The organism is Mesorhizobium sangaii, assembly GCF_014207355.1.
Lineage (GTDB): Bacteria > Pseudomonadota > Alphaproteobacteria > Rhizobiales > Rhizobiaceae > Mesorhizobium > Mesorhizobium sangaii.
The window spans coordinates 237,877-261,539 of record NZ_JACHEF010000003.1 but is presented as its reverse complement, the minus strand read 5'-3'; the positions used below and the strand labels follow the sequence as shown (position 1 = coordinate 261,539).

The following is a 23,663-nucleotide window of genomic DNA, read 5'->3' as shown; positions in this document are numbered from 1 at the left end:
CGAGAAAAACCGATTAGACAGCGCCCAAACACATGCGGACAGATTCCGCCCGCAACCGAAGGAAAAGCCTCTTGTCCACCACGTTCGACAAAGTCGCCAAGATCATTGCCGACACCAGCGAGATCGATATCGACACCATCACGCCCGAGAGCCACACGATCGACGATCTCGGCATCGACAGTCTCGATTTCCTCGACATCGTCTTCGCCATCGACAAGGAATTCGGCATCAAGGTGCCGCTGGAAAAGTGGACCCAGGAGGTCAATGACGGCAAGGCTTCGACCGACGATTACTTCGTCATGAAGAACCTGTGCGCCAAGATCGACGCACTGGTCGCCGCCAAGACTGCCTGAGGTCAGTTGAGCGCGCGATCTTGACGCGCTCTCCCGCCTGACCCACAAAGCCGCCCATGAGCAGCCCCCGCGACGTCGTCATCACTGGTATCGGCCTTGTCTCCTCGCTGGGAGAGGGTCCGGACGCCCACTGGCAAAAGCTCGCCCAGCCGGGCCTGCAGCCGGTGCTCGAGGCCGCGCGCTTCGCCCCCTACACCGTCCATCCGCTTCCGGAGATCGACTGGAACCTGCAGATCGCCAAACGCGGCGACCAGCGTCAGATGGAGACCTGGCAAAGGCTCGGCACCTATGCTGCCGGCCTGGCGCTGGACGACGCCGGCATCAAGGGCAATGACGAACTCTGCACGACCATGGACATGGTTGTGGCCGCCGGTGGCGGCGAGCGCGACGAGGCGGTCGATGCCGCCATTCTCGCCGCCTCGGAAAGCCGCAACGACCGCGACGTGCTGCTTAACGAGAAGCTCACCACCGAACTGCGGCCGACCCTGTTCCTGGCCCAGCTTTCCAATCTGCTTGCCGGCAACATCTCCATTGTTCACAAGGTGACCGGCTCCTCCAGAACCTTCATGGGCGAGGAAGGTGCGGGCGTTGCCGCCGTCGAGACGGCTGCCGCGCGCATCCGCTCCGGCCAGTCGACGCACATCCTGGTCGGCGGTGCCTTCCAGACTGAACATTCCGACATGCTGCTCGGCTACGAGCTTGCCGGCTACCTGCATCGCGGGCCGTGGAAGCCCGTGTGGCAAAGACAGGGCGCTGAGGGTGGCGGCGTGGTGTCAGGCTCCGGTGGTGCCTTCCTGGTGCTGGAGCAGCGCGAACACGCGACAAGCCGCGGGCGTAAAATCTATGCCGAGCTCGGGCCGGTCGTCTCCGGCCGCGCCAGGCGGCGGCGCGGAGAACTCGACGCCGAGATCGCCGCGCTGCTCGGCAAGGCGGCGCTGCCGAACGGCAAGCTGCTTGCCTTGTCGGGCGCGTCGGGCGCTCATGCGGCAACCACGGCTGAAAAGGCAGCGCTCGATGCCAATCCGGCGATCGCTTCGCGCGGCTTCTCGACGCTGACCGGACACATGAAGGAAGCGCAGTTTCCGTTCGCAGTGGCGCTGGCCGCACTCGCCGTCGACCGCAAGGCCGCCTACCCTGTTTTTGATGCCGCTGCCGAGAAGCCATTCGAAGGCGTTCCCGCAACCGTCCTTGCAACGGCGATCGGCTATCACCAATTCGAGGGCATGGCGCTGGTCAACGCCGCCTGAGGCGGTGACCTGCAATCCATGCTGCAACGATACTAAAAGGTCGAGGGCTCCCGGATGGCCAATCTGAACGATCACATGGGCAGGCCAATCGTCGCCGTCACCGGCATTGGCGTGGTGACCTCGCTTGGCGTCGGCAAGGCCGACAATTGGGCGGCGCTGACCTCCGGCAAGTCGGGCATCCACCCGATCACCCGCTTTCCGGTCGACCATCTGAACACCCGCATCTCCGGCACCGTCGACTTCCTGGCGTCGAGCTCTAAGGGCGCCAGCCCCCTCACCTACGAACTGGCCGAAACCGCCGCGCACGAGGCCGTGGCCGAAGCCGGTCTCAATTCCAGTGATTTCGGTGGTCCTCTGTTTCTGGCATCGCCACCGGTCGAACTCGACTGGCACGAACGCTTCTCGCTCTACAATTCCGACAAACAGGATGCCGGCGCTGAGAGGCTGCTGCGGGTGGCCCGCGGGCTGAAGGAAACAGACATTTTCGAGACCACTCAGTTCGGTTCGATCGCCGACCGTCTCGCCGACCGTTTCGGCACACGCGGCCTGCCAATCACGCTGTCGACCGCTTGTGCCTCCGGCGCCACCGCCATCCAGCTCGGTGTCGAGGCGATCCGCCGCGGCGAATGCCACCGCGCGCTGTCGATCGGCGCCGATGGTTCAGCGACAGCCGAGGCGCTGATCCGCTTCTCGCTGCTGTCGGCGCTTTCGACCCACAACGACATTCCGGAAAAGGCCTCAAAACCCTTCTCCAAGGACCGCGACGGCTTCGTGCTGGCCGAGGGCTCCGGCGCGCTCGTGCTGGAATCGCTGGAGGCCGCCCTCGCGCGCGGCGCCACCGTTCTCGGCATCCTGCGCGGCTGCGGCGAGAAGGCCGACGATTTCCATCGCACCCGCTCGAAGCCCGACGGTTCGCCGGCAATCGCTGCGGTTCGTGCCGCCCTTGCCGATGCCGGTCTGAGCAAAGACGAGATCGACTACGTCAACGCCCATGGCACCTCGACGCCGGAAAACGACAAGATGGAGCACCTGTCGCTGTCGACGGTGTTCGGCGAGCGGATCGGCTCGATGCCGGTCTCATCGAACAAATCGATGATCGGCCACACGCTGTCGGCGGCCGGGGCGGTCGAGGCGGCGTTCTCGCTGATGACGATGCGCGAAAGCGTCATTCCGCCGACCATCAACTACGACAATCCCGACCCCGCGATCGTGCTCGACGTGGTGCCGAACAAGAAGCGCAACGCCGAGGTTCGCACCGTTCTGTCGAACTCATTCGGTTTCGGCGGCCAGAACACTTGCCTTGTCATGGCGCGGGAACCGGTCTAAGCGACCTGTTTCCGCCAATCAGAACCGACAGGCTCCATGCGCGCACTGCAACTTATCGAGGACCGCCGTCTTGAAACAGTGGACCTGCCGCCTCCCCCGCCGCCGGCACTCGGCGAAGTCACGCTGCGCATCAAGGCGGTGGCGCTGAACCACATCGACGTCTGGGGCTGGCGCGGGATGGCCTTCGCCAAGCGCAAGCTGCCGCTGGTCGTCGGTGCGGAAGCCTCCGGCGAGATCGAGGCGGTCGGTCCCGGCGTTTCCAGTCTCTTGCCCGGACAGTTGGTTTCGATCTACGGCGCACGCACCTGCGGCCTTTGCCGTGCCTGCCGCGAAGGCCGCGACAATCTCTGCGAACATGTTTCGGGGGTTCACGGCTTCCATCTCGACGGCTTCGCGCAAGAGAAGATCAACCTGCCGGCACGCCTGCTGGTCCCCGCCCCGCCCGGCGTGACCGATATCGGTGCCGCGGTGGCGCCCGTAACCTTCGGCACCGTCGAGCACATGCTGTTCGACAATGCCCGGCTGCAGCCAGGCGAGACCATCCTTGTCCATGCCGGTGGCTCCGGCATCGGCTCGGCGGCCATCCAACTGGCGAAGCGGATGGGCTGCACGATCATCACCACGGTCGGCTCGAACGACAAGATCGACAGGGCCAGGGCGCTCGGCGCCGACCATGTCATCAACTATCGCGACGACCGTTTCGAAGGTGTCGTGCGCAAGCTGACCAAGAAGAAGGGCGTCGATGTCGTCTTCGAACATGTCGGCGCCGACACCTTTGCCGGCTCGATGCTGTGCCTGAAGCGCGGCGGTCGCCTGGTGACCTGCGGCTCGACCTCGGGCGTCTCGACGCAGATCAACCTGATGCAGCTGTTCCAGCAGCAGTTGAAACTGCTTGGCTCGTTCGGCTGCCGCATGGAGAACATGGCCAACGCCATGCAGAAAATGGCGGCGGGACAGGTCGCACCGGTCATCGACACCGAAGTCGGCTTCGACGATATCGATGCCGCGTTGAAGCGCATGGAAGGCCGCGACGTGTTCGGCAAGATCATCCTGCGCGTCGACTAGAGCTTGACCTCAGTGCTCAAGAAGTTTCGCCGCGATCTCAAATTTCGCTATGGCAGGCAGTTGCGCCAGTTGAACTACTGGTTGGTGGCGCGTGCGGCGATGATGATCATCTCGGTCCTGCGCCTGCTGCCGGCCGACAGCGCACTGAATTTCGCCGACCGCGTCGCGCGCCGTGTCGGCCCCCGGGTGGGACGCCATCAGGTCGCCGTCGACAATCTGCGCAAGGCCTATCCGGAAAAGAGCGAAGCCGAGATCCAGGCCATCGCCTCCGACATGTGGGGCAACATGGCCCGCCTGGCCGCCGAATACATCTTTCTCGACGCCCTGTTCGACTACGATCCCGCCGCTACCAGCCCGGGACGCGTCGAGGTCAAGGGGATAGAACACTTCGTCGAGATCGCCGCCGAAAAGCAGCCGCACATCGTCTTCACCGGCCACCTCGGCAATTTCGAATTGCTGCCGGTGGCCGCCGCCACCTTCGGCATGAACATCACGGCGCTGTTTCGCCCGCCAAACAACCCCTACCTTGCCGACTACATCCTCTCGACGCGCCGCTCGACCATGGGGTCGCTGCTGCCATCGATGGCCGGCGCCTCGTTCGCGTTGGCCGGGGTCCTGGAGAATGGCGGCAACATCGGCGTCTTGGTCGACCAGAAATTCTCCAACGGCCTGGAGACGACATTCTTCGGCCGTCCCTGCCAGAGCAATCGCGTGCTGGGCACGCTTGCCCGTCACTACGACTGCGACGTCTATCCGGCGCGCTGCGTCAGGCTTCCGGGCAACCGCTTCCGGCTCGAGATCGAGGACAAGCTGACCTTGCCGCGGACCGCTGACGGCATCGTCGATGTCCGCGCCACCACCCAGCTTCTCAACGACGTTGTCGAGCGCTGGGTACGCGAAGACCCCGGCCAGTGGATGTGGTTCCACAAAAGGTGGGAGATCGGCGGCCGGCGCAGAAAGCGGCCCCCGCAGGCGGAAGCGCCAGTCGCTGGCGCCTGAGACTTGTCGATTGGCTACCGGTCCTGACATTCGTAGCTTTGTTGGTCAGGGAATCTTAAACGGCCGGGGCGCAGATATCCCAGGGATGTTCATCGGCTGGGCCCGTTGCATGGTTAGTCTCGAAACGCGTCGTGCCGACCGGGATAGGCTCGAAGACCGCTCGTTTGGCCGTTTTGGCAGGGCCTGGTCCTTTATCCGCCACCGAGGCTTGCTGGAGCCGGTCAGGCTCGTTCGTCGACACGGGATCGGTGCGAGCGTTGGCTTTGTCCTGCGAAACGTCCGCTATATCATCGCCGATGGCCTCGCGCGAAAATGGGATCGCCGGCACGATGTCGATACGGCCGGTTCGATCCAGCTCGCGGCGCTCGATGTCGTCGGCCCGCATCGCAGCAAGGGCAACGAAGCCGTATGCACCTCGCCGAAAACCTTTGACTTCATCATGAAGTCGCTGCCCCGGGATATTGAGGGCCACACATTCATCGATATCGGCTCTGGAAAATCGCGCACGCTGTTGCTGGCGTCGCGCTATCCGTTTGCAGAGATCATCGGGGTGGAGTTCGCACGCGAGCTGGTCGAAATCGCCAGGAGCAACATAGAACGCTTCAGCGATCCGTCGCAGAAATGCCGGGCGCTCAGTGTCGTCGAGGCGGACGCGGCAGCCTACGAATTTCCCGATGCGCCGCTGGTGGTTTATTTCTACAATCCTTTTTCCAAGGACGTTTTCGACATCGTTCTGAAGAATCTCGTGTCGTCGCTTGAACGGCACAGGCGGGACTGCTTCATCGTCTACGGAAGCTCAAGCCACCGCGCCATCGATTGGGCAAGGCCGGCAATCCGCGAGGCCGGCGTTTTCATCGAACTTCCCGTGCCGCCGATGCCCGGCTTTCTCGATGCGATCCGAACCATCGACTACGCGGTCTTTCAGTTTCGCGCCGCGGCGTAGCCCTTGCCTCTGGCCTTGACGAAACGGGTGACGTTGCGCGCGGCGTAAGGCGTGCCGGCGGTGAAACGCATCAGCGGACCAAAGCTGCCGACGGCGCTCGCACCGACGAAATGCAGGCCCGGGATGCTCGACTCGAACCCCGCGGAGAGCACCGGCCCCCCTTGCCGGCGCGCAATTGCGGCTAGCACGTCGGGCGCGAACAGCCCGAGCCTGGCGATATCGATCTGGTAGCCCGTTCCCAGCAGCACATGATCGAAGGTGGCGGCATCCTTCTCGAACCGCAGTTCGATGGCGTGGTCCTTGGCGGCAGCACCGACAATCCTGCTGCCGGCATTGACCTTTATCCCGTCGAAGTCGGGCTTCAACCAGCCTGACGCGCCGGCCCCAAGACTGCGCGTGTTGAGCCCGTCTCTGGCTGCCGCCGGAAACCGGTGCACAAAGCCTGGAACGTCGACCAGCCAGGACAGTGGGAAGGGCCCGACCCTGGAGGGAGACGCAAGGCGCTCCGAAGCGAAGTCGCGCAAACTCCAGCTTTTGTTTCCCGACAGCGTTCGATACCCAAGCCAATGGATGTCGCCACGGCAGACAAGTTCGACATCCGCACCGCTACGCTTCAGCAGCACCGCGGATTCGCAAGCACTCTGCCCACGCCCGACAACCGCGACCCGCTTGCCGCGGAAGGCCTCGTAGCCGGCATGTTCGCTGGCATGGCTGACCAGTTCGACGGGCATTCCATCGAAGACGCTTGGGATCATCTGCTGGTTCATCAGCCCGGTGGCAACGACGACTCGCCGCGCTTGGACGGCATCGCCATCGGCAAGGGCGAGGCGAAACCCTCCCCTCGCCGTCTCGACGCGGACAACCATTCGTGTATCCAGATCGGGAACCGTCTGGGCCTGTATCCACAGTCCATAGTCGACGAAGTTCTCCAGCAGCAGCGGTTCGCGCGGCGAGATTCCAAGGACCGCTGCGTAAGAATCGAGCGAGAGCGGACCTTTGGTATGGCCGATATAGGTCGCATGCCAGGGTGAGCGCAGCCTCATGCCTCTTGGCATATGATCGCGCCAGAAGGACATTGCGCCGCCGAGGGCAAGCGTTTCAATGCCCGCCGCCTTGAGGGCGCAAGCAACGGCCAGCCCAAACGGCCCGGCACCGATCACAGCCACCTCGCAATCGGTCCTGGGCATGGGAGCGGTCATGTCACTGGTTCCGTTTTCTCGACGCCTGACCGCGACTGAAACTCGGTCCGACACCCCGTCGTCCTAAACATTCCCAGGTTAAGAATGCGGAAATGAACCGCATCCTACTGCCTGTCCGGAAGATGACTTGACGTTGTCGGTTAATGGTTTCACCGCCTACGAAGTCATCCTACTGCCTGTCCGGAAGATGACTTGACGTTGTCGGTTAATGGTTTCACCGCCTACGAAGTATTCGCCTCGTCAGCACTCTCCACATGGTCAAGGGTACGTCGATCACGCCCGGCATCGGGTCGCTTGCCGTGAATGTCGCCCATGCCCGTACCGAACCGAACGAGCGCAAATAGGCCTGCCTTGTCAGCTGGCCGCTTGAGATCAACTTGCTGACGGCCACCATGTCCCGAACCAGATACATCCAGGATGTATTCGGCCGCGCCGAGACCGCCTCGACCTCGTGGCCCGACCTGATCGCCCAAAGCATGGCGCCGAGATCGACGCCCGCGGCAGCGGCAAGCCCAAACCATGTCCAGGGCCGCGGATTGACATCGAGTATCTTCAACGAGCCATCGCGGGGGTCGCGCTTGAATTCGACCTCCACCAGTCCGTGGTGGTCGATCGATCCAAGCAGCCGGCGCGCGGCGTCGATCAGTTGCGGCTCGTCGACGACCTCGACGAACGTGCTGGTGTAGCCGAAATCAACCGGATACTGCCGGCTGCGGCGGGCGGTAAACTCGGCCACCGGTGCGCCCCGGTTCCACAGCGCCGCGTAGGAGAACTGGCCTTCTCCTCCCCCCGGTATCATTTCCTGAACGACGACATTCTCGAAACCGATCTCTTCGGCGGCCCATTTGTAGGCTGTCAGGAACGACGCCTGGTCGTTGGCCAGAATGGCCTTTGCGCGAGCAAAACGGCTGCGCCCGCCCATGTTCGGCTTCAGGATGACTGGAAAGCGAAGCTCCGCCGCCCTTGCCTGCTCCAGCGAAGTAAACTCGTAGGTCAGCGGAATGGCGAGCGCCAGTTCGCGGGCACGGCGATAGAGAAGCGGCTTCTCACAAACCCATTTCAGTTGCTGCCACGGCGGCAGCACCACGTCGAATACGTCGGACAGCTGCTCGATGGCTTGCGACACCAGCCGAACTTCAGGGTCGCCGCCGGGGACCAGTAGAAATCCGTCCAATCCCTGGGTCTCAGCCAGCTTCCTCAGGAAGGCAACGGCGCCGTCATCCTCTGGGCCGGGCCACGTCATCTGCCGATGAGCATAACGCGAAAAGCGGGGCAAAGGCGTGTCGGCGCTTACCAACCAGACCGGCACTTTCTGCGCGCCAAGGCTCCTGGCTAGCGCCAGTGTCCCGTGCGCCCCACCAAGAATAACCACTCCGGCGGGCCGACTGGAAACACGATCGTCCATCTTTGGCTGGGAGAGCATCTGTCAATTCCGACAATCGGTGCGCAGTGGCGAGACTTCTGGTTACCGATTGACCGGCCTGCAATAAGTAAGAGACATCCAATATAGAAAACTGGTCGCCCAGGGGCCGCCACCACCGGCGGAACGTCTCATACCAATGCTTTCTAGATGGTAATGAAAAATTTGGCGCCGCTTTGGAAAGAGGCACCGGCAGTCGGCCAAGAATGAACGCGTTCCAACTTGCCACTGGCTTCGACGGCCATAGCAATCAGGAAAAGTGCCAACAAACAGTTGACCGGTTCAGCGACCGCCGACGTTGAACCGGCTAACAAAGACAACCCCGCGCTCCGGACGGGCGCCCGACGGCCCTAGTTCGTCACAACAATCCGCGTGTTGCCGAAACCCACTTCCCGCACCATCGAATAGAAGGTCGCGGCGTTGGCCGTGTGCAGCCGCACGCAGCCATGCGATGCCGGCCTCCCGAGTTGCCTGACGGCGCCGGTTCCATGGATGGCATAGCCGCCATGGAAGAAAACGGAATAAGGCATTGGCGACATATGGTATTTGCGCGAGTACCACATCCGTGCCGTGCGTTGCGGCCGATAGGTGCCGCGCGGCGTGAAATAGCCGGATCGCGCGGTGGACACGCTCCACCGATAGACCGAAAAGCCATATCTGACGGTCATTGTCTGCGACGACACGTCTATGTTTGCAACGAGGCTGGCCGCCCAGCCTTGCCCCGCACCTCCGAACAACATCGCGACAAACACGGCTGCCATAAGAACAGTCTTTTTCATGCGATCAAACCCCTTTGATTGCCCCTTACTTGCCTGCCATCACGTTGTTTTTCATCTTTTTAATGGCAGCGAACGGATAGCACACACTCCTTGACCAATTCGCCAATCCAAAGCAGCGAATTTGAACGATTTCGCGCGATAGTTGCCGCAACGACACGCCGCACGGGTCTGTTCATCGGCGGGCTTGCAAAACCGCTGATATCGCTGCTCAACTCGTCGGATGAACGAGCGACTCCTCAAGGCAATCGATGACCGGCGCGACGATGTCGTCGCGCTGACCGCCGACCTGATCCGTTTTCCGACCATCAACCCACCCGGCGAGGCCTACCGGCCATGCGCCGAATATCTCAGTGCGCGACTGAAGAAGAGTGGCTTCGAGACTGAATTCATCCGTGCCGAAGGCACGCCCGGCGACACCGATCGCTACCCGCGTGTCAATGTCGTTGCACGATTCGACGGGCGTTCGCCCGGTGCCTGCGTCCATTTCAACTCGCATATCGACGTTGTCGAAGCCGGCGACGGCTGGACCGTCGATGCCTTTGCCGGCATCGTCCGGGACGGCAAGGTCTACGGCCGCGGTGCCTGCGACATGAAGGGCGGCCTAGCCGCCTCGGTCATTGCAGCCGAAGCCTTCATGGAGGTGTTTCCCGACTTTCCAGGCGCCATCGAAATATCAGGCACCGTCGACGAGGAATCCGGCGGCTTCGGCGGTGTCGCCCATCTGGCCAAGCTCGGCTATTTCTCGAAACCCAGGGTCGACCACGTCATCATTCCCGAGCCGCTGAACAAGGACCGCATCTGCCTTGGTCATCGCGGCGTCTGGTGGGCCGAGATCGAGACCAAGGGCGAGATCGCTCACGGCTCGATGCCGTTTCTCGGCGACAATGCGGTACGCCATATGGGCGCCGTGCTGCAGGCCTTCGAGGATGAACTGTTCCCCGCGCTCGACCGCAAGATGACGCGCATGCCTGTCGTGCCCGAAGGCGCCAAGCGCTCGACCATGAACATCAACTCCATCCACGGTGGCCAGACCGAGGATTTCCGGCCCGGCCTGCCTTCGCCCAACGTGCCCGATTCCTGCCGGCTGACCATCGACCGCCGCTTCCTGCTCGAGGAGGACCTCGACACGGTCAAAGGTGAAGTGACCGGCATTCTCGACCGGCTGAAGCGCGAGCGGAAAAAATTCGACTATGAGATCCGCGACCTGATGGAAGTGCTGCCGCTGATGACGGAGCGCGACGCGCCTGTGGTCAAGGCGGTGGCGCAAGGCATCATGGCGATCTTCGACCGCGAACCGGACTATGTCATCTCGCCCGGCACCTACGACCAGAAGCACATTGCCCGCATCGGCCATATCTATGATTGCATCGCCTATGGCCCGGGCATACTCGACCTCGCCCACCGGCCGGACGAATGGGTCGGGATATCGGACATGGTCGAAGCGGCCAAGGTGATGGCGATCGGGATCAACGTGCTGCTGCGCGGCACAGCCACCGGATAGTCGCATCGCAATAAGCTTCGACCTGCCGACAGGGCTGTCACGGCAAAAACATTCCCAGCCATCCTGCCGGGCAGAACGAAACGCAATTTACTCTGTGGCCAAATCACGCTTCTATCGCCCGGGTTTGAGCACGTCTGAAACGCATGGGGAGTCGCACGATGAGATTGTGGAAAACCATTCTGGCCGCCGCGGTTCTGTCGCTGGCCACTGGCACCTCGGCGTTCGCCGCGCGAACCGACCTCGTCATCGGCATTCCACTCGAACCGCCGCATCTCGATCCGACCGCCGGTGCTGCCGCGGCCATCGACGAGGTTCTCTACGCCAATGTGTTCGAGGGCCTGACCCGCATCGGGCCGAAAGGCGAGGTGCTGCCGGATCTGGCCGAAAGCTGGACCATTTCCGATGACGGCAAGGTCTACACCTTCAAGCTGCACAGCGGCGTCAAATTCCACGACGGCACCGATTTCGACGCCAGCGACGTGAAGTTCTCGCTCGACCGCGCCCGCGCCGACAATTCGGTCAATGCGCAGAAAGGCTTGTTCGCCGCGATCGACAAGGTCGACGTGGTCGATCCGGCAACGGTAAAGGTGACGCTGAAGAACCCTCAAGGGTCCTTCCTCTACAATATGGGCTGGGGCGACGCGGTGATCGTGGCGCCTGAATCGGCCGACACCAACAAGGAGAAGCCGATCGGCACCGGCCCATTCAAATTCCAGAGCTGGGCCAAGGGATCGTCGATCACGCTGGTCAAATCGGACAATTACTGGGGCACGCCAGCGTTCCTCGACAAGGCCGAGTTCCGCATCGTGCCGGATGCCGCCGCCTATGTGCCGGCGCTGCTGTCGGGCGACATCCAGGCTTTCCCGTTCTTCGATGCCGACAGCGTCGCGCAGGTCAAGGACGACCCGCGTTTCAAGGTGGTGATCGGCGCGACCGAGGGCGAAACCCTCCTGTCGATCAACAACAAGAAGCCGCCTTTCGACAAATTGCAGGTGAGACAAGCGATCTCCTATGCGCTCGACCGCAAGGCGATCATCGACGGCGCCTCGGCCGGCCTCGGCCAGCCGATCGGCTCGCACATGTCACCGGCCAACAAGGACTATGTCGACCTCACCGGCCGCTATCCGCACGATGTCGCCAAGGCCAAGGAACTGCTGAAGGAAGCAGGACTGGAGAACGGCTTCAAGGCGACGCTGAAATTGCCACCGCCCTCTTACGCGCGGCTCGGCGGCGAGATCATCGCCTCGGAACTTCGCGACGTCGGCATCGATCTCGAGATCGTCCCGGTCGAATGGGCGCAGTGGCTGGATCAGGTGTTCACCAAGAAGGACTACGACCTGACCATCGTCTCGCACACCGAGCCCAACGACATCGATATCTATTCGCGCAAGGACTATTACTTCAACTACGACAATCCGGCCTTCGACAAGGTGATTGCCGATCTGAACCTCACTTCCGACGAGGCCAAGCGCAAGGAACTGCTGGGACAGGCGCAGAAGATCCTGGCCGATGATGCCGTGGTCGGCTTCCTCTTCGAACTGCCCAAGGTCGGCGTCTGGGATGCCAAGCTGCAAGGCCTGTGGGAAAACGCGCCGATCCAGGCCAATGACCTGACCAAGGTGAAGTGGAGCGAGTGAGGGTGTTGGCCAAAAGGCGACCCTTGCGCCCCTTCGCGCCCCCCTCTGCCCTGCCGGGCATCTCCCCCTCAAGGGGGGAGATTTCGCTCTTGTCACCGCTTTCGCCATTCATCAATGAAGCCTTTGTAGCGCCTGCGCTGAAATTGCCGATCTCCCCCCTTGAGGGGGAGATGTCCGGCAGGACAGAGGGGGGCGTCGCAGAACGCTATCGTCACCTGTTGTCTGCCCTCGGCAACGCAGCGGTCCCATGACCGCCTATCTCCTCAAACGCCTCACCATCGCCATCGCCACGCTGGTGCTGGCCTCCATGGTGGTGTTCGCCGTGCTGGAGATCCTGCCCGGCGACCCGGCGCGGTTGATGCTGGGCATGAACGCCAGCGCCGACCAGGTCGACCTGTTGCGCAACCAGATGGGCCTCAACGCACCGCTGCCTTGGCGCTACCTGCATTGGGCCGGCGGCCTGCTCAGCCTCGATTTCGGCCGCTCCTACACCTATTCGGTGCCGGTCATCGATCTCGTGCGCGAGCGGCTGGCTGTCTCCTTGCCGCTGGCGCTGATTGCGCTTGCACTCTCCACCATCATCGCCATTCCGGTCGGCCTGTTTTCGGCCAGCAGGCGCGGACGGGCCGGCGACACGGTGGCGATGGGCGCTGCCCAGCTTGGCGTCGCCGTCCCCAATTTCTGGTTCGCGCTGATGCTGATCTATGTCTTCGCCGTCTGGCTGCGGCTGGTCCCGGCCGGCGGCTTTCCCGGCTGGGGCGCCGGCCCCTGGCCGGCGTTGAAATCGCTTCTGCTGCCGGCAGTGGCGCTTGCCTTGCCGCAGGCGGCCATCCTGGCGCGCGTCACCCGCTCGGCGCTGATCGAGGTGCTGAACGAGGACTATATCCGCACCGCCCGCGCCAAGGGCCTGCCCTATCGCGCAGTGCTGTGGCGGCACGCGCTGCGCAACGCCATGATCCCGGTGCTGACCATTCTTGGCCTGCAGTTCGCCTTCCTGCTTGCCGGCACCATCATCATCGAGAATGTCTTTTATCTGCCCGGGCTCGGCCGGTTGGTCTTCCAGGCGATCACCCAGCGCGACCTGATCGTCGTCGAAAGCGTCGTCATGCTGCTGGTCGCCGCCGTCATTGCCGTCAACCTCCTCGTCGATCTTTCTTATGCAGTCGTCGATCCGCGCCTGAGGAGCCGGCAATGACGCTGCACATCGACATCCCCGAGGAGACGTTCGCCAGCATCCTGGCCAAGGCGTTCAGGAACACCGCTTTCGTTGCCGGCTTCGTCATTACCTTGCTGGTCCTGGCGATGGCCATCATTTCCTACGTCTGGACACCCTACGACGTGACGAAACTGGTGATATCAGACAAGACGCAAGCCCCCTCGATGGCGCACTGGTTCGGCACCGATCATTTCGGCCGCGACATCCTGTCGATGGTCATGGTCGGCGCTCGCAATTCGATTGCCGTGGCGTTGGTCGCGGTCGGCATCGGCATGGGGGCCGGCGTGCCGCTCGGCGCCTTTGCCGCGGCGCGCGGTGGCCTCGTCGACGAGGCACTGATGCGGCTGAACGACCTCGTCTTCGCCTTCCCTGCCCTGCTGTCGGCCATCATGATCACCGCCATCTTCGGACCGGGCGCCGTCAACGCCATCATCGCCATCGGCATCTTCAACATTCCGGTGTTTGCCCGCGTCGCCCGCGCCGGCGCGCTGGCGATCTGGCCGCGCGAGTTCATTCTTGCCGCGCGCGCCGCCGGCAAGAGCAGCACCCAGATCAGCATCGAACATGTGCTGCCCAACATTGCGACGCTGCTTCTGGTGCAAGGCACCATCCAGTTCGCGCTGGGCATCCTGGCCGAAGCCGGGCTTTCCTATCTGGGCCTGGGCGCACAGCCGCCAATGCCGAGCTGGGGCCGCATGCTGTTCGACGCGCAGACCCGCATGGTGGTGGCGTCGTGGATGGCGATCTTTCCCGGCATGGCCATCGTCGTCACCGTGCTTGGGCTCAACCTCCTGGGCGATGGCATCGCCGACATCCTCGACCCTAAATCGCGGCGGCAGCGATGAGCCTGCTCGACATCGAGAACCTGTCGCTGACCATCGGCGACACGCCGATCCTCAGAGGCATGGAGCTTTCCGTTGCGCCCGGCGAGGTGATGGGGCTGGTCGGTGAATCCGGTTCGGGCAAGTCCATGACCGCGCTGACGGTGATGCAGCTTCTGCCTCATGCCGCGCGCGCCACCGGGCGCGTCTCGTTCGACGGCATCGACATCCTCGCGGCAACCGAGGACCAGATGTGCGCGCTGCGCGGTGACGACATCGGCATGGTGTTCCAAGAGCCGATGACCGCGCTCAATCCGGTCAAGACCATCGGCGAACAGGTCGCCGAAGGCATACGCTGGCACACCAGGGCAAGCCGCGCCGCGGCCGAGGAGCGTGCGCGAAAAATGCTCGACCGCGTTGGCTTGCCCTCAGCAAAATTCCCACTGTCGCGCTATCCACACGAACTGTCCGGCGGCCAACGACAGCGGGTCGTCATCGCCATCGCCTGTGCGTTGAAGCCTAAGCTGCTGATTGCTGATGAGCCGACGACGGCGCTCGACGTTGTCTTGCAAGCCCAGATCCTCGACCTCTTGCGCGACCTCGTCGCGGAGAGCCGCATGGGCCTGCTGTTGATCTCGCACGATCTCGCGGTGGTGACCGAGATGGCCGACCGCATCACCATCCTGCGCCACGGCGAGGTGATGGAAGCCGGCGACACGGCGCGCACGCTGTCGCAACAGCTCCATCCCTACACGCGCCAGCTGGCGCAGGCCTCGATGCATGTGCCGGCGCGGGCAAGACCGCATGGCGCCGGATCGGGCCAACCCCTGCTTCAGGTCGAGGGCGTGACCCGCGACTATCCCGGCCGACGCAGCTCGCTGTTCAAGCGCGCGCCTGATATCCGTGCCGTCAATGACGTATCCCTGTCGATGGCGCCGGGCCAATCGGTGGCGCTGGTCGGCCGCTCCGGCTGCGGCAAGTCAACACTCGCCCGCATGATCCTGGCGCTCGACCGACCAAGCTCGGGCACGATCCGGTTTCGCGGCGAGACCGTCACCGGCAAGAACGAAGCGGAACTGAAGCCTGCCCGGCGTGACATGCAGGTTGTCTTCCAGGATCCGTATGGCTCCTTCGACCCGCGCCAGAAGGTCGAAAAACTGGTCGCCGAACCCCTGCATGTGCTGGACAAGAAGCCGACGCGCGCCGAACGTCGCGAGATGGTGGCGCATGCGCTGCACGAGGTCGGCCTCGACCAGCGCGACATGGACAAATATCCGCATGAGTTTTCCGGCGGCCAGCGCCAGCGCCTGTCGATCGCCCGCGCCATCATCACCCGCCCCAAGCTGGTCGTCGCCGACGAGCCGGTCTCGGCGCTCGATGTCTCGATCCGCGCCCAGATCCTGGATTTGTTCGCTGAGCTCAACCAAAAACTCGGCATCGCCTATCTCTTCATCACCCACGACCTGACCGTTGCCCGCGCCATCACGGACGAGGTGCTGGTCATGCATGACGGCAAGATCGTCGAGCGCGGCAAGACGAACGAGGTGCTGGATCACCCGCAATCCGAGGCGGCCAAGGTGCTGGTCACCGCCGCTCCCGATTTGCACCGGGCGATCGCTCGACGGATGCAGGAGCAGGGCTGAGCGGGTAGTTCGCGCCCTACTCTTCCGGCTTGACCACGTCGACTGGACTGATGTCGAGCAGGTCGAGCGTGCGCCGGAGCAGCCGCACCTCGCTTTCGGCCAGTTGCGAATCCGCCTTGGCGATCTCGGCCATGTGGCGGGCCAATTGCTTGCGCCGCTCGATGTCGAGATCGCGGAACAGCGCAATCGCCTGCGAGCCGTTGGTCTCGTAGCCGAACTCGTTGAGATATTCGATGACGCTGTCGATGCTGGTTTCGGCAATGCCGAAAGCGTCCTTGCAGATGCGCCGGAAGGCAACCATCTCGCTTTCGCTGACCGACCCGTCGGCCAGGATCATGCGGAACAGCATCAAGAGTTCCGCCGACAAGACCGGATCGTCCGCCACCTTGCGCACGCCCGGGTCGCCGTCGAAGATCGAGCGTATCTGGTCCAGCAATGCGAATGCCATCAGGAGCCCCTTTCCGATTCAGATGCGTCGTATGATTCCACCCAAGCGCGACGCGCTGGGATAGAGGTAGCGCGGAATCGGCCTTGCGCAAACAGGGTCGTCGTGGTCGAACGCCCGATATCTCAGCCCACCGGACATTTCCATACATCAGATGATCGACCTCACCACCCAGACCGTCGCCATGCTGGCGTTCGCCGGCTTTGCCGCGGGCTTTGTCGACTCGATCGCCGGCGGCGGCGGATTGATCACCATTCCCGCACTGCTTCTCGCCGGTTTCTCACCGATCGAAACCCTTGGAACCAACAAACTGCAAGGGATGTTCGGCTCTGGCTCGGCCACAATCCATTATGCCGCGAATGGCCATGTCGACCTGCGACGACAGCTGCCGTCAGCCTTGCTGGCGCTTGCCGGCGGCACTGCCGGTGCCTTGCTGGCAACGATCGTGCCGGGCGATATTCTACGCGCCTCGCTGCCGCTTCTGCTGATCGCCATCGCATTTTATTTCGCCATAAAACCCAACATGGGTGATGTCGACCGTGCCGAGCGGCTGTCACCGTTCCTGTTCGGGTTGACTGTCGCGCCCGCAATCGGCTTCTACGACGGCCTGTTTGGACCCGGCGCCGGCTCCTTCTACATGCTGGCCTTCGTCGCACTCGCCGGTTTCGGCGTGCTCAAGGCGACCGCGCATACCAAGCTGCTCAATTTCGCCTCCAACATCGGCGGCTTCATCGTCTTCGCCGCGGTCGGCGTCGTCTACTGGAAAATCGGTTTGATGATGGGCGTTGCCCAATTTCTCGGCGCCCGCGTCGGCGCCAGTCTGGCCATGCGCATCGGTGCAAGACTGATCAAGCCATTGCTGGTGGTCGTCTGCCTTGCGCTGGCCGTGAAGCTACTGGCCGACCCGGCGAACCCGCTGCGTGTCATGATTGGTGTGTGATCACCCGCCCTGATAGAATGCCGCTGTTCGAATCATGTTGCGAGGAGCCAGACATGAATCTTAGCGCACCCACCCAGATTGTTTTCATCATTGCAGTTGTTATCGCCATCATCGGCGTTCTCGCCGCTCTTGGCGTTCTTGCGTTCATTCCACTCGCATCGGTGTGGATAGTTCTTATTGCCTTCATCGTGCTTGCCGGCGGCTGCTTGATGCGCGGCGCCTGACCAGTTTCCCTTGAAGTGGGGACCAGGAGCGCCCGGCCAAAAGCCGGGCGCTTTTGATTCTGGTCTGGGGTCTGCTAGATTTCCCTCCGCGGAAGGATGGCAAATGCCTGTTGAGATGCATCGCCGGAAGGAACAGGACCACTCCGTCGCCGGGCGGTTCGAGATGCGCCGGCGCCTGCCCAATGCTGCACTCGATGGCATCGTCACCGACATCTGCGGCTATCGCGAAACGACTCCTGGCCATTTCCACAATGTCGAATATGCATCGCTGACCGTGCCGCTGGTGATCAGCTTCGCCGAACCCTTCGCCATCGGCCTCGGCAAGGCGCCGGGCGACAATGACCGTTTCGCCAGTTTCGCCGCCGGCCTTTTTGCCGGACCGGTGGTGATTGAATCCTTCGGTGGCGCCTGCTGCGTCCAGGTCAACTTCACGCCGCTTGGCGCACGCCGGTTTTTCAAGCAGCCTATGAGCGAACTCACCGACAGCATGGTCGTCCTCGACGACGTGCTTGGCGCCCAAGGCATGGCTCTGCGCGAACGGCTTGGCAACGCGCCGGACTGGGCGGCGCGTTTCGACATCGCCGAAGCCTTCGTCGCGGCCCGTCTCGAGAATGCCGCCGAAACGCCGCTCGAAATCGCCTGGGCCTATGACCGCATCATCACCTCTGGTGGCCGGACCCGCATTTCGGCGCTTGCCGAAAGGCTGGGCCGGAGCCGCAAGCATCTCGCCAGCGGCTTTTCCGACGCGATCGGTATCGGCCCCAAGACGCTGTCGCGCATCGTGCGCTTCAACCGGGCGCTTGGCCTGTCGAGGCGGCAGACCGTCGACTGGGCGGATATCGCCGCCGATTGCGGCTACGCCGACCAGGCGCATCTGGTACGCGAATTCCGCGACCTTGCCGGCGAGACGCCGACCGCACTTGCCAGGTAACATTTCTTCAAGACGCTGGAACGGCCTTCGACCAGAGTGATGCATGTCGCCCAAAAGTGCGCAGCGGTTTTGGGCATGCACAAACCAGGTTCATCGACCAACCCAACTGAAGGAGTTCCCATGCCCACCACCACGGAAGCGCCGCGCCTGTACCCCGCCCTGCGCTACAAGGACGCGGCAAAAATGATCGACTGGCTGTGCGAAGCCTTCGGCTTCAGCGTCCGTGCCCGCTATGGCGAAGGCGATGTCGTGCACCATGCCGAACTGGTTTTCGGCTCGTCTATGATCATGCTGGGCACGGTGCGCGACGACGACTACGGCAAGATGGTCGGCGAGCCCGGCTCGGGCAGCGGCAAGTCGATCTACATCGCCGTCGACAATGCCGATGCCGCCTATGCCAAAGCCAGGAAGGCCGGTGCCACGATCATCCAGGAATTGACCGACCGCGATTATGGCAGCCGCGAGTTCATCTGCCGCGATCCGGAAGGCAATGTCTGGTCGTTCGGCACCTACTGGCCGAAGGCCGGCGAAAAGGCATAGGCAAGGTCTAGCGCGCCAGCGCGAAAATCGCATCGCAGTCGAGATGGGTTTCCAGCTCGGCTGCGACCTCGTCCAGCGCCCGCTCGACTTCAGCCCGATAATCGATGCCACCGCCCTTGATGCCGAGGCTCTCGAGGAATTTCCCGCGAAAGCCGTCGGCGCCGAACAGGCCATGCATATAGGTGCCGATCACCTTGCCGTCGGCGGAGACAGCGCCATCCTCGACACCATTGATGATCGCCGACGGTCGCATGGTGTCCGGACCCGTGGTGTGGCCAAGGTGGATTTCGTAGCCCTCAAGCGGCAGGTCGAATTGTACCGAGCGCGCGCTGACATTGCGCACCGTCTTCTTCGGTTCCATCACCGTTTCGACGTCGAGCAGGCCGAGCCCTTCGGCCTCGGTGACGCTGCCTTCGATCCCGCCAGGGTCGCGCACCGTCCGGCCAAGCATTTGGAAGCCGCCACAAATGCCGACGACGTGACCGCCCCGCTTGCGGTGGGCAAGAAGGTCGCGATCCCAGCCATTCTCGCGGAATTTCAGGAGATCGCCGATTGTCGACTTGGAGCCGGGAATGACCACCAGCCCGGCATCGGCCGGCATCGGCTTGCCGGGCGGCACGAACACCACCTCGACCTGTGGCTCGGCCTTGAGCGGATCGAGATCGTCGAAATTGGCGATGCGGCCAAGCATCGGCACCGCCACCTTCAGCGCGCGCCTCTCGCCGGACGCCAGCCGTTCCAGCACCACCGAATCCTCTGAGGGCAAGCGTGCCGCCGCCTTCAGCCACGGCACGACACCAAAACAGCGCCAGCCGGTAAATTTCTCGATCGATTTTATGCCATCATCGAACAGCGAGACGTCGCCGCGAAACTTGTTGATGAGGTAGCCGACTATCATGCGCCGGTCCTCTTCCGGCAGGATCAGGTGCGTGCCGGCCACCGAGGCGATGACGCCGCCGCGATCGATATCGCCGACCAGCACCACCGGCACGTCGGTGCGGGTTGCAAAGCCCATATTGGCAATATCGCGGCTGCGCAGGTTGATCTCGGCTGGCGAACCGGCGCCCTCGACGATGACCAGGTCGGCGCCCTCGCCGACCTTGTTCCAGGAGTCCAGCACGGCGTCCATCAGATGGCCCTTGAGCGCCTGATAGTCGCGCGCCCGCGCTTCGCCAAACACCTTGCCCTGCACGATGACCTGTGCGCCGACATCGGTCTGCGGCTTGAGCAGCACCGGGTTCATATGGACCGACGGCGCCACGCCGCAGGCGATCGCCTGCAGCCATTGCGCGCGGCCGATCTCGCCGCCACCGGCCTTGTTGTCGCCGGGAATGTCGGCGACCGCAGCGTTGTTCGACATGTTCTGCGGCTTGAACGGCCGCACCTTCAGCCCGCGTTTTTTTGCTGCGCGGCAGAGGCCCGCGACCAGCACCGTCTTGCCGACATCCGAACCCGTGCCTTGCAGCATGATCGCCTTGGCCATCAGCCCCTGCCCTGCGCCACGGTTCCGGTGATCGTGGATTTCGCCGCCAGTGGCCCGCCGCGCCAGATGTAAAGCGCCAGCAATGGCTCTATGCCGGTGCGCATGGCATGGTTGACGTTGGAAGCGTGGTGGACGACCTCGCCGGCCGCGCGTCGGCGAAAGCCGCTCTCACCCATCCGCCACTCGGTGCCGCTGGTCAGCGGGATGTAGATCTCCTCGGCAACATGATGATGGTCGGGATAGACGATATCGGGGCCAAGAATCAGCAGGCCGGCGGCAACCTCGTCATTGGTGAAGTGGCCACGTGTGCCGAACACTTCGAGCCAGGCGTAATTGTCGATGAATGCCTCACCGAGATCCGCCTTGCTATAGGTCTGCCCCCAGCGGAGATCATTCCGACGTTCCGCAAGCAATAGCACCAGCGGCTTGGCATCGGGCCGCGCCAGTTCGGTGGCGCGATCGAGGTGGCGCAGGCAACCAAGCGGATGCGGCTCCAGCTCGCGGGCTGGCATGTCCCAGGCGATCCCCGCCACGGCGTCGCGCACCAGGGCGTCGTCCACGGAAGCGAGATAGGCGTGGAACTGTTCCAGCAGTTCATCGAATTTCGTCGTCACATCTCGCTCCGGACATGCATTGGTGCACAGCCGCTCCGCAGGAGGTCGGGTTGCGCGGCGGCATCATTGGTCTAGATTGGTGCGCGCGCAAAGCCAAAAACGACAGGCCAGCGAGCTAGCCGGCCAGCACATAGGGAGCACGCCATGGACGCCGCGGTCGATGCGAGCACCAGCCAGTTCGAACTCAACGAGGAACAGCGCGCCATCCAGGAGATGGCGCAGGCCTTCGCCGCCGACCGCGTCGCGCCGAACGCACTCGATTGGGACCGCAGGAAACACTTCCCCGCCGACGTGATCCGCGAGACCGGGCCGCTGGGCCTCGGCGGCATCTATGTCAGGGACGATGTCGGCGGTTCCGCACTCGGCCGGCTCGACGCAGTGCTGATTTTCGAGGCGCTCTCGCATGCCGATCCGGCCTTTTCGTCCTTCATCTCGATCCACAACATGGTCGCCTCGATGATTGACCGTTTCGGCAATGAGGAGCAACGCCAGCGCTTCCTGCCGAAGCTCACTTCGATGGAATGGCTGGCGAGCTACTGCCTGACCGAACCGAGCTCCGGATCGGATGCCGCCGCGCTGAAGACGCGCGCGGTGAAGAGCGGTGGTGATTACGTCCTCAACGGCACCAAGCAGTTCATCTCGGGCGCCGGCGACAGTGATGTCTACGCCGTCATGGTGCGCACCGGTGCCGACGGGCCGAAAGGCATTTCCACCATTGTCGTGCCCAAGGACGCGCCCGGCCTTTCCTTCGGCGCGAACGAGCACAAGATGGGCTGGCATATGCAGTCGACCCGCCAGGTCATCTTCGAGGACTGCAAGGTACCGGCGGAGAACCTGCTGTCGGGCGAAGGCGCCGGCTTCGGCATCGCCATGGCCGGGCTCGACGGTGGCCGGCTGAACATCGCTGCCTGCTCGCTGGGCGGCGCGCAATCGGCCCTCGACAAGGCGCTCACCTATGCCGCCGAGCGCAAGGCTTTCGGCTCCAAAATCAACCAGTTCCAGGCGTTGCAGTTCAGGCTGGCCGACATGGAGACCGAGCTGCAGGCGGCGCGCATCTTCCTCTATGCCGCCGCCTCGAAGCTCGACCGCAAGGCGCCGGATGCCGGCAAATGGTCGGCGATGGCCAAGCGCTTCGTCACCGACACCGGTTTCAATGTCGCCAACGACGCGCTGCAGCTGCTCGGCGGCTACGGCTACCTGCACGATTACGGCATCGAGAAGCTGGTGCGGGACCTGCGCGTCCACCAGATCCTCGAAGGCACCAACGAGATCATGCGCGTCATCATCGCGCGGGCCCTGATCGGCCGCTGACGCCAGAAGAACCTGGGAGACAGACAATGACGACGATCGCCTTCATCGGCCTCGGCAACATGGGCAATCCAATGGCCGCCAACCTGGTCAAGGCCGGGCATGCCGTGCATGGCTTCGACCTGATGCCGGAGAATCTGACGGTTGCCCGCGAACACGGCGTCGTCATCATGGCCAATGCGCCGGCCGCTGTGAAGGACGCCGATGTGGTGATCACCATGCTGCCGGCCGGCAAGCATGTGCTGTCGGTCTATGAGGATATCGCACCCAAGGCCAGAAAAGGCGCGGTGTTCATCGATTCGTCGACCATCGATGTCGAATCGGCCCGCAAGGCGCATGTCATTGCCGCCAAGCACGGCCTGCCGTCCATCGACGCACCGGTCTCGGGCGGCACCGGCGGCGCGGCGGCCGGCACCCTGACCTTCATGGCCGGGGGCTCCGACGATGCCTTCGCCGCCGCCGAGCCGATCCTGAAGCCGATGGCCGGGCGCATCGTCCATTGCGGCGGCGACGGGGCCGGACAGGCAGCCAAGATCTGCAACAACATGATCCTCGGCATCTCGATGATCGGCGTCGCCGAAGCCTTTGTGCTGGCGGAAAAGCTTGGCCTGTCGCACCAGGCGCTGTTCGATGTCGCCTCGACCTCGTCCGGCCAGTGCTGGTCGTTGACCACCTACTGCCCGGTGCCCGGCCCTGTGCCGACCTCGCCCGCCAACCGCGACTACAAGCCAGGCTTTGCTGCCGCTCTGATGCTGAAGGACCTGAAACTGGCGCAGGAGGCGGCACAGGGGGCTGGCGCTGTGACCCCGCTTGGCGCCGAGGCCGCTCAGCTCTATGCGCTGTTCAACGCCCAAGGGCATGCCGGCGCCGATTTTTCCGGAATCATTAATTTTCTACGCGGAGCCAATCCATAAGCTCCTAACATAACTGGGTTTTGCGTATCTTGGAAGAAACCCGGTCAAATTTAGGTTTGATTAAGCTCTCGATAACCCCCCGGTAACGATGTTTCTGTAAAACGGAATGCGAGGC

23 protein-coding genes are annotated in these 23,663 nt (G+C 63.2%); 17 read left to right on the top strand and 6 right to left on the bottom strand.

Going from position 1 to position 23,663, the window contains the following annotated elements:
* Positions 1–71: 71 nt before the first annotated feature.
* The 6 genes from HNQ71_RS16285 to HNQ71_RS16260 are packed head-to-tail and all read left to right on the top strand — an operon-like array spanning position 72 to position 5,933.
* The gene (locus HNQ71_RS16285; protein ID WP_010909964.1) at positions 72–353 is read left to right on the top strand and encodes an acyl carrier protein; all 282 of its coding nucleotides are present in this window, start codon (positions 72–74) and stop codon (positions 351–353) included.
* Between the two features lie 56 nt (positions 354–409).
* Entirely contained in the window at positions 410–1,600 is a 1,191-nt protein-coding gene (locus HNQ71_RS16280) for a beta-ketoacyl-ACP synthase (RefSeq protein WP_184873581.1), read from the top strand.
* Between the two features lie 54 nt (positions 1,601–1,654).
* Positions 1,655–2,926, top strand: coding sequence for a beta-ketoacyl-ACP synthase (locus HNQ71_RS16275; protein WP_184873580.1), 1,272 nt, complete (start codon positions 1,655–1,657; stop codon positions 2,924–2,926).
* Between the two features lie 36 nt (positions 2,927–2,962).
* Positions 2,963–3,991 (top strand): zinc-binding dehydrogenase, encoded by a 1,029-nt coding sequence (locus HNQ71_RS16270; protein WP_184873579.1) that lies wholly within the window; start codon positions 2,963–2,965, stop codon positions 3,989–3,991.
* A gap of 12 nt (positions 3,992–4,003) precedes the next feature.
* Positions 4,004–4,990, top strand: coding sequence for a lipid A biosynthesis lauroyl acyltransferase (locus tag HNQ71_RS16265; protein ID WP_184874370.1), 987 nt, complete (start codon positions 4,004–4,006; stop codon positions 4,988–4,990).
* 10 nt (positions 4,991–5,000) lie between these two features.
* The gene (locus HNQ71_RS16260; RefSeq protein WP_246461596.1) at positions 5,001–5,933 is read left to right on the top strand and encodes a class I SAM-dependent methyltransferase; all 933 of its coding nucleotides are present in this window, start codon (positions 5,001–5,003) and stop codon (positions 5,931–5,933) included.
* Here HNQ71_RS16260 and HNQ71_RS16255 read toward each other — a convergent pair.
* The 3 genes from HNQ71_RS16255 to HNQ71_RS16245 form a co-directional block, all read right to left on the bottom strand.
* Complete coding sequence (locus tag HNQ71_RS16255) at positions 5,912–7,132, bottom strand: NAD(P)-binding domain-containing protein (RefSeq protein ID WP_184873578.1); 1,221 nt, start codon at positions 7,130–7,132, stop codon at positions 5,912–5,914. The two genes, HNQ71_RS16260 and HNQ71_RS16255, sit on opposite strands and share 22 nt — an antisense overlap.
* A 214-nt stretch (positions 7,133–7,346) precedes the next feature.
* The gene (locus tag HNQ71_RS16250; protein ID WP_246461594.1) at positions 7,347–8,306 is read right to left on the bottom strand and encodes a carboxylate--amine ligase; all 960 of its coding nucleotides are present in this window, start codon (positions 8,304–8,306) and stop codon (positions 7,347–7,349) included.
* A 596-nt stretch (positions 8,307–8,902) separates the two neighbouring features.
* Positions 8,903–9,331, bottom strand: coding sequence for a L,D-transpeptidase (locus HNQ71_RS16245; RefSeq protein ID WP_184873576.1), 429 nt, complete (start codon positions 9,329–9,331; stop codon positions 8,903–8,905).
* Positions 9,332–9,551: 220 nt separating this feature from the next.
* Between HNQ71_RS16245 and HNQ71_RS16240 the strand changes: the two genes are divergently transcribed.
* The 5 genes from HNQ71_RS16240 to HNQ71_RS16220 all read left to right on the top strand — a co-directional run bounded on the left by HNQ71_RS16240 (position 9,552) and on the right by HNQ71_RS16220 (position 16,149).
* Positions 9,552–10,832, top strand: a complete 1,281-nt coding sequence (locus HNQ71_RS16240; protein WP_184873575.1) for an acetylornithine deacetylase/succinyl-diaminopimelate desuccinylase family protein — start codon at positions 9,552–9,554, stop codon at positions 10,830–10,832.
* Positions 10,833–10,990: 158 nt separating this feature from the next.
* Entirely contained in the window at positions 10,991–12,469 is a 1,479-nt protein-coding gene (locus tag HNQ71_RS16235) for an ABC transporter substrate-binding protein (RefSeq protein ID WP_184873574.1), read from the top strand.
* A 247-nt stretch (positions 12,470–12,716) separates the two neighbouring features.
* Complete coding sequence (locus tag HNQ71_RS16230) at positions 12,717–13,664, top strand: ABC transporter permease (RefSeq protein WP_184873573.1); 948 nt, start codon at positions 12,717–12,719, stop codon at positions 13,662–13,664.
* Positions 13,661–14,530, top strand: coding sequence for an ABC transporter permease (locus tag HNQ71_RS16225; protein ID WP_184873572.1), 870 nt, complete (start codon positions 13,661–13,663; stop codon positions 14,528–14,530). The genes HNQ71_RS16230 and HNQ71_RS16225 overlap by 4 nt, the downstream gene beginning before the upstream one ends.
* Entirely contained in the window at positions 14,527–16,149 is a 1,623-nt protein-coding gene (locus HNQ71_RS16220; RefSeq protein WP_184873571.1) for an ABC transporter ATP-binding protein, read from the top strand. Before HNQ71_RS16225 ends, HNQ71_RS16220 begins: the two co-directional genes overlap by 4 nt.
* 16 nt (positions 16,150–16,165) lie before the next feature.
* Here HNQ71_RS16220 and HNQ71_RS16215 read toward each other — a convergent pair whose 3' ends face one another.
* Positions 16,166–16,597, bottom strand: a complete 432-nt coding sequence (locus HNQ71_RS16215; protein ID WP_184873570.1) for a TerB family tellurite resistance protein — start codon at positions 16,595–16,597, stop codon at positions 16,166–16,168.
* A 151-nt stretch (positions 16,598–16,748) separates the two neighbouring features.
* Here HNQ71_RS16215 and HNQ71_RS16210 point away from each other — a divergent pair, with 151 nt between their 5' ends.
* From HNQ71_RS16210 to HNQ71_RS16195, 4 genes are all read left to right on the top strand, one after another.
* Positions 16,749–17,534, top strand: coding sequence for a TSUP family transporter (locus HNQ71_RS16210; protein ID WP_184873569.1), 786 nt, complete (start codon positions 16,749–16,751; stop codon positions 17,532–17,534).
* A 53-nt stretch (positions 17,535–17,587) separates the two neighbouring features.
* Positions 17,588–17,758 (top strand): hypothetical protein, encoded by a 171-nt coding sequence (locus HNQ71_RS16205; protein WP_095088023.1) that lies wholly within the window; start codon positions 17,588–17,590, stop codon positions 17,756–17,758.
* 103 nt (positions 17,759–17,861) lie between these two features.
* Positions 17,862–18,689 carry a helix-turn-helix domain-containing protein gene (locus HNQ71_RS16200; protein WP_184873568.1) on the top strand — a complete coding sequence of 276 codons (828 nt, stop codon included), beginning with the start codon at positions 17,862–17,864 and terminating at the stop codon, positions 18,687–18,689.
* Positions 18,690–18,809: 120 nt separating this feature from the next.
* Positions 18,810–19,229 carry a VOC family protein gene (locus HNQ71_RS16195; protein WP_184873567.1) on the top strand — a complete coding sequence of 140 codons (420 nt, stop codon included), beginning with the start codon at positions 18,810–18,812 and terminating at the stop codon, positions 19,227–19,229.
* A gap of 7 nt (positions 19,230–19,236) precedes the next feature.
* Here the strand turns inward: HNQ71_RS16195 and HNQ71_RS16190 are convergent, their stop codons facing one another.
* Both HNQ71_RS16190 and HNQ71_RS16185 read right to left on the bottom strand, forming a co-directional pair.
* The gene (locus tag HNQ71_RS16190; protein WP_184873566.1) at positions 19,237–20,712 is read right to left on the bottom strand and encodes a cobyric acid synthase; all 1,476 of its coding nucleotides are present in this window, start codon (positions 20,710–20,712) and stop codon (positions 19,237–19,239) included.
* On the bottom strand, positions 20,712–21,326 hold the full coding sequence (locus HNQ71_RS16185; RefSeq protein WP_184873565.1) for a dimethylsulfonioproprionate lyase family protein: 615 nt from the start codon (positions 21,324–21,326) through the stop codon (positions 20,712–20,714). Before HNQ71_RS16185 ends, HNQ71_RS16190 begins: the two co-directional genes overlap by 1 nt.
* Before the next feature lie 144 nt (positions 21,327–21,470).
* On the opposite strand from HNQ71_RS16185, the gene HNQ71_RS16180 reads away from it, so the two are divergent.
* Complete coding sequence (locus tag HNQ71_RS16180; RefSeq protein WP_184873564.1) at positions 21,471–22,637, top strand: isobutyryl-CoA dehydrogenase; 1,167 nt, start codon at positions 21,471–21,473, stop codon at positions 22,635–22,637.
* Between the two features lie 26 nt (positions 22,638–22,663).
* Entirely contained in the window at positions 22,664–23,548 is an 885-nt protein-coding gene (gene mmsB, locus HNQ71_RS16175; RefSeq protein ID WP_184873563.1) for a 3-hydroxyisobutyrate dehydrogenase, read from the top strand.
* The last annotated feature ends 115 nt before the right edge of the window (positions 23,549–23,663 follow it).

Bases quoted from the DNA above. Each gene is read 5' to 3' on its own strand.
- HNQ71_RS16230 (WP_184873573.1), top strand. From the start codon at position 12,717: ATGACCGCCTATCTCCTCAAACGCCTCACCATCGCCATCGCCACGCTG.
- HNQ71_RS16200 (WP_184873568.1), top strand. From the start codon at position 17,862: ATGCCTGTTGAGATGCATCGCCGGAAGGAACAGGACCACTCCGTCGCC.
- HNQ71_RS16215 (WP_184873570.1), bottom strand. From the start codon at position 16,597: ATGGCATTCGCATTGCTGGACCAGATACGCTCGATCTTCGACGGCGAC.
- HNQ71_RS16235 (WP_184873574.1), top strand. From the start codon at position 10,991: ATGAGATTGTGGAAAACCATTCTGGCCGCCGCGGTTCTGTCGCTGGCC.
- HNQ71_RS16220 (WP_184873571.1), top strand. From the start codon at position 14,527: ATGAGCCTGCTCGACATCGAGAACCTGTCGCTGACCATCGGCGACACG.
- HNQ71_RS16195 (WP_184873567.1), top strand. From the start codon at position 18,810: ATGCCCACCACCACGGAAGCGCCGCGCCTGTACCCCGCCCTGCGCTAC.
- HNQ71_RS16225 (WP_184873572.1), top strand. From the start codon at position 13,661: ATGACGCTGCACATCGACATCCCCGAGGAGACGTTCGCCAGCATCCTG.
- HNQ71_RS16270 (WP_184873579.1), top strand. From the start codon at position 2,963: ATGCGCGCACTGCAACTTATCGAGGACCGCCGTCTTGAAACAGTGGAC.
- HNQ71_RS16180 (WP_184873564.1), top strand. From the start codon at position 21,471: ATGGACGCCGCGGTCGATGCGAGCACCAGCCAGTTCGAACTCAACGAG.
- HNQ71_RS16255 (WP_184873578.1), bottom strand. From the start codon at position 7,132: ATGACCGCTCCCATGCCCAGGACCGATTGCGAGGTGGCTGTGATCGGT.
- HNQ71_RS16190 (WP_184873566.1), bottom strand. From the start codon at position 20,712: ATGGCCAAGGCGATCATGCTGCAAGGCACGGGTTCGGATGTCGGCAAG.
- HNQ71_RS16245 (WP_184873576.1), bottom strand. From the start codon at position 9,331: ATGAAAAAGACTGTTCTTATGGCAGCCGTGTTTGTCGCGATGTTGTTC.
- mmsB (WP_184873563.1), top strand. From the start codon at position 22,664: ATGACGACGATCGCCTTCATCGGCCTCGGCAACATGGGCAATCCAATG.
- HNQ71_RS16210 (WP_184873569.1), top strand. From the start codon at position 16,749: ATGATCGACCTCACCACCCAGACCGTCGCCATGCTGGCGTTCGCCGGC.
- HNQ71_RS16205 (WP_095088023.1), top strand. From the start codon at position 17,588: ATGAATCTTAGCGCACCCACCCAGATTGTTTTCATCATTGCAGTTGTT.
- HNQ71_RS16240 (WP_184873575.1), top strand. From the start codon at position 9,552: ATGAACGAGCGACTCCTCAAGGCAATCGATGACCGGCGCGACGATGTC.
- HNQ71_RS16275 (WP_184873580.1), top strand. From the start codon at position 1,655: ATGGCCAATCTGAACGATCACATGGGCAGGCCAATCGTCGCCGTCACC.
- HNQ71_RS16280 (WP_184873581.1), top strand. From the start codon at position 410: ATGAGCAGCCCCCGCGACGTCGTCATCACTGGTATCGGCCTTGTCTCC.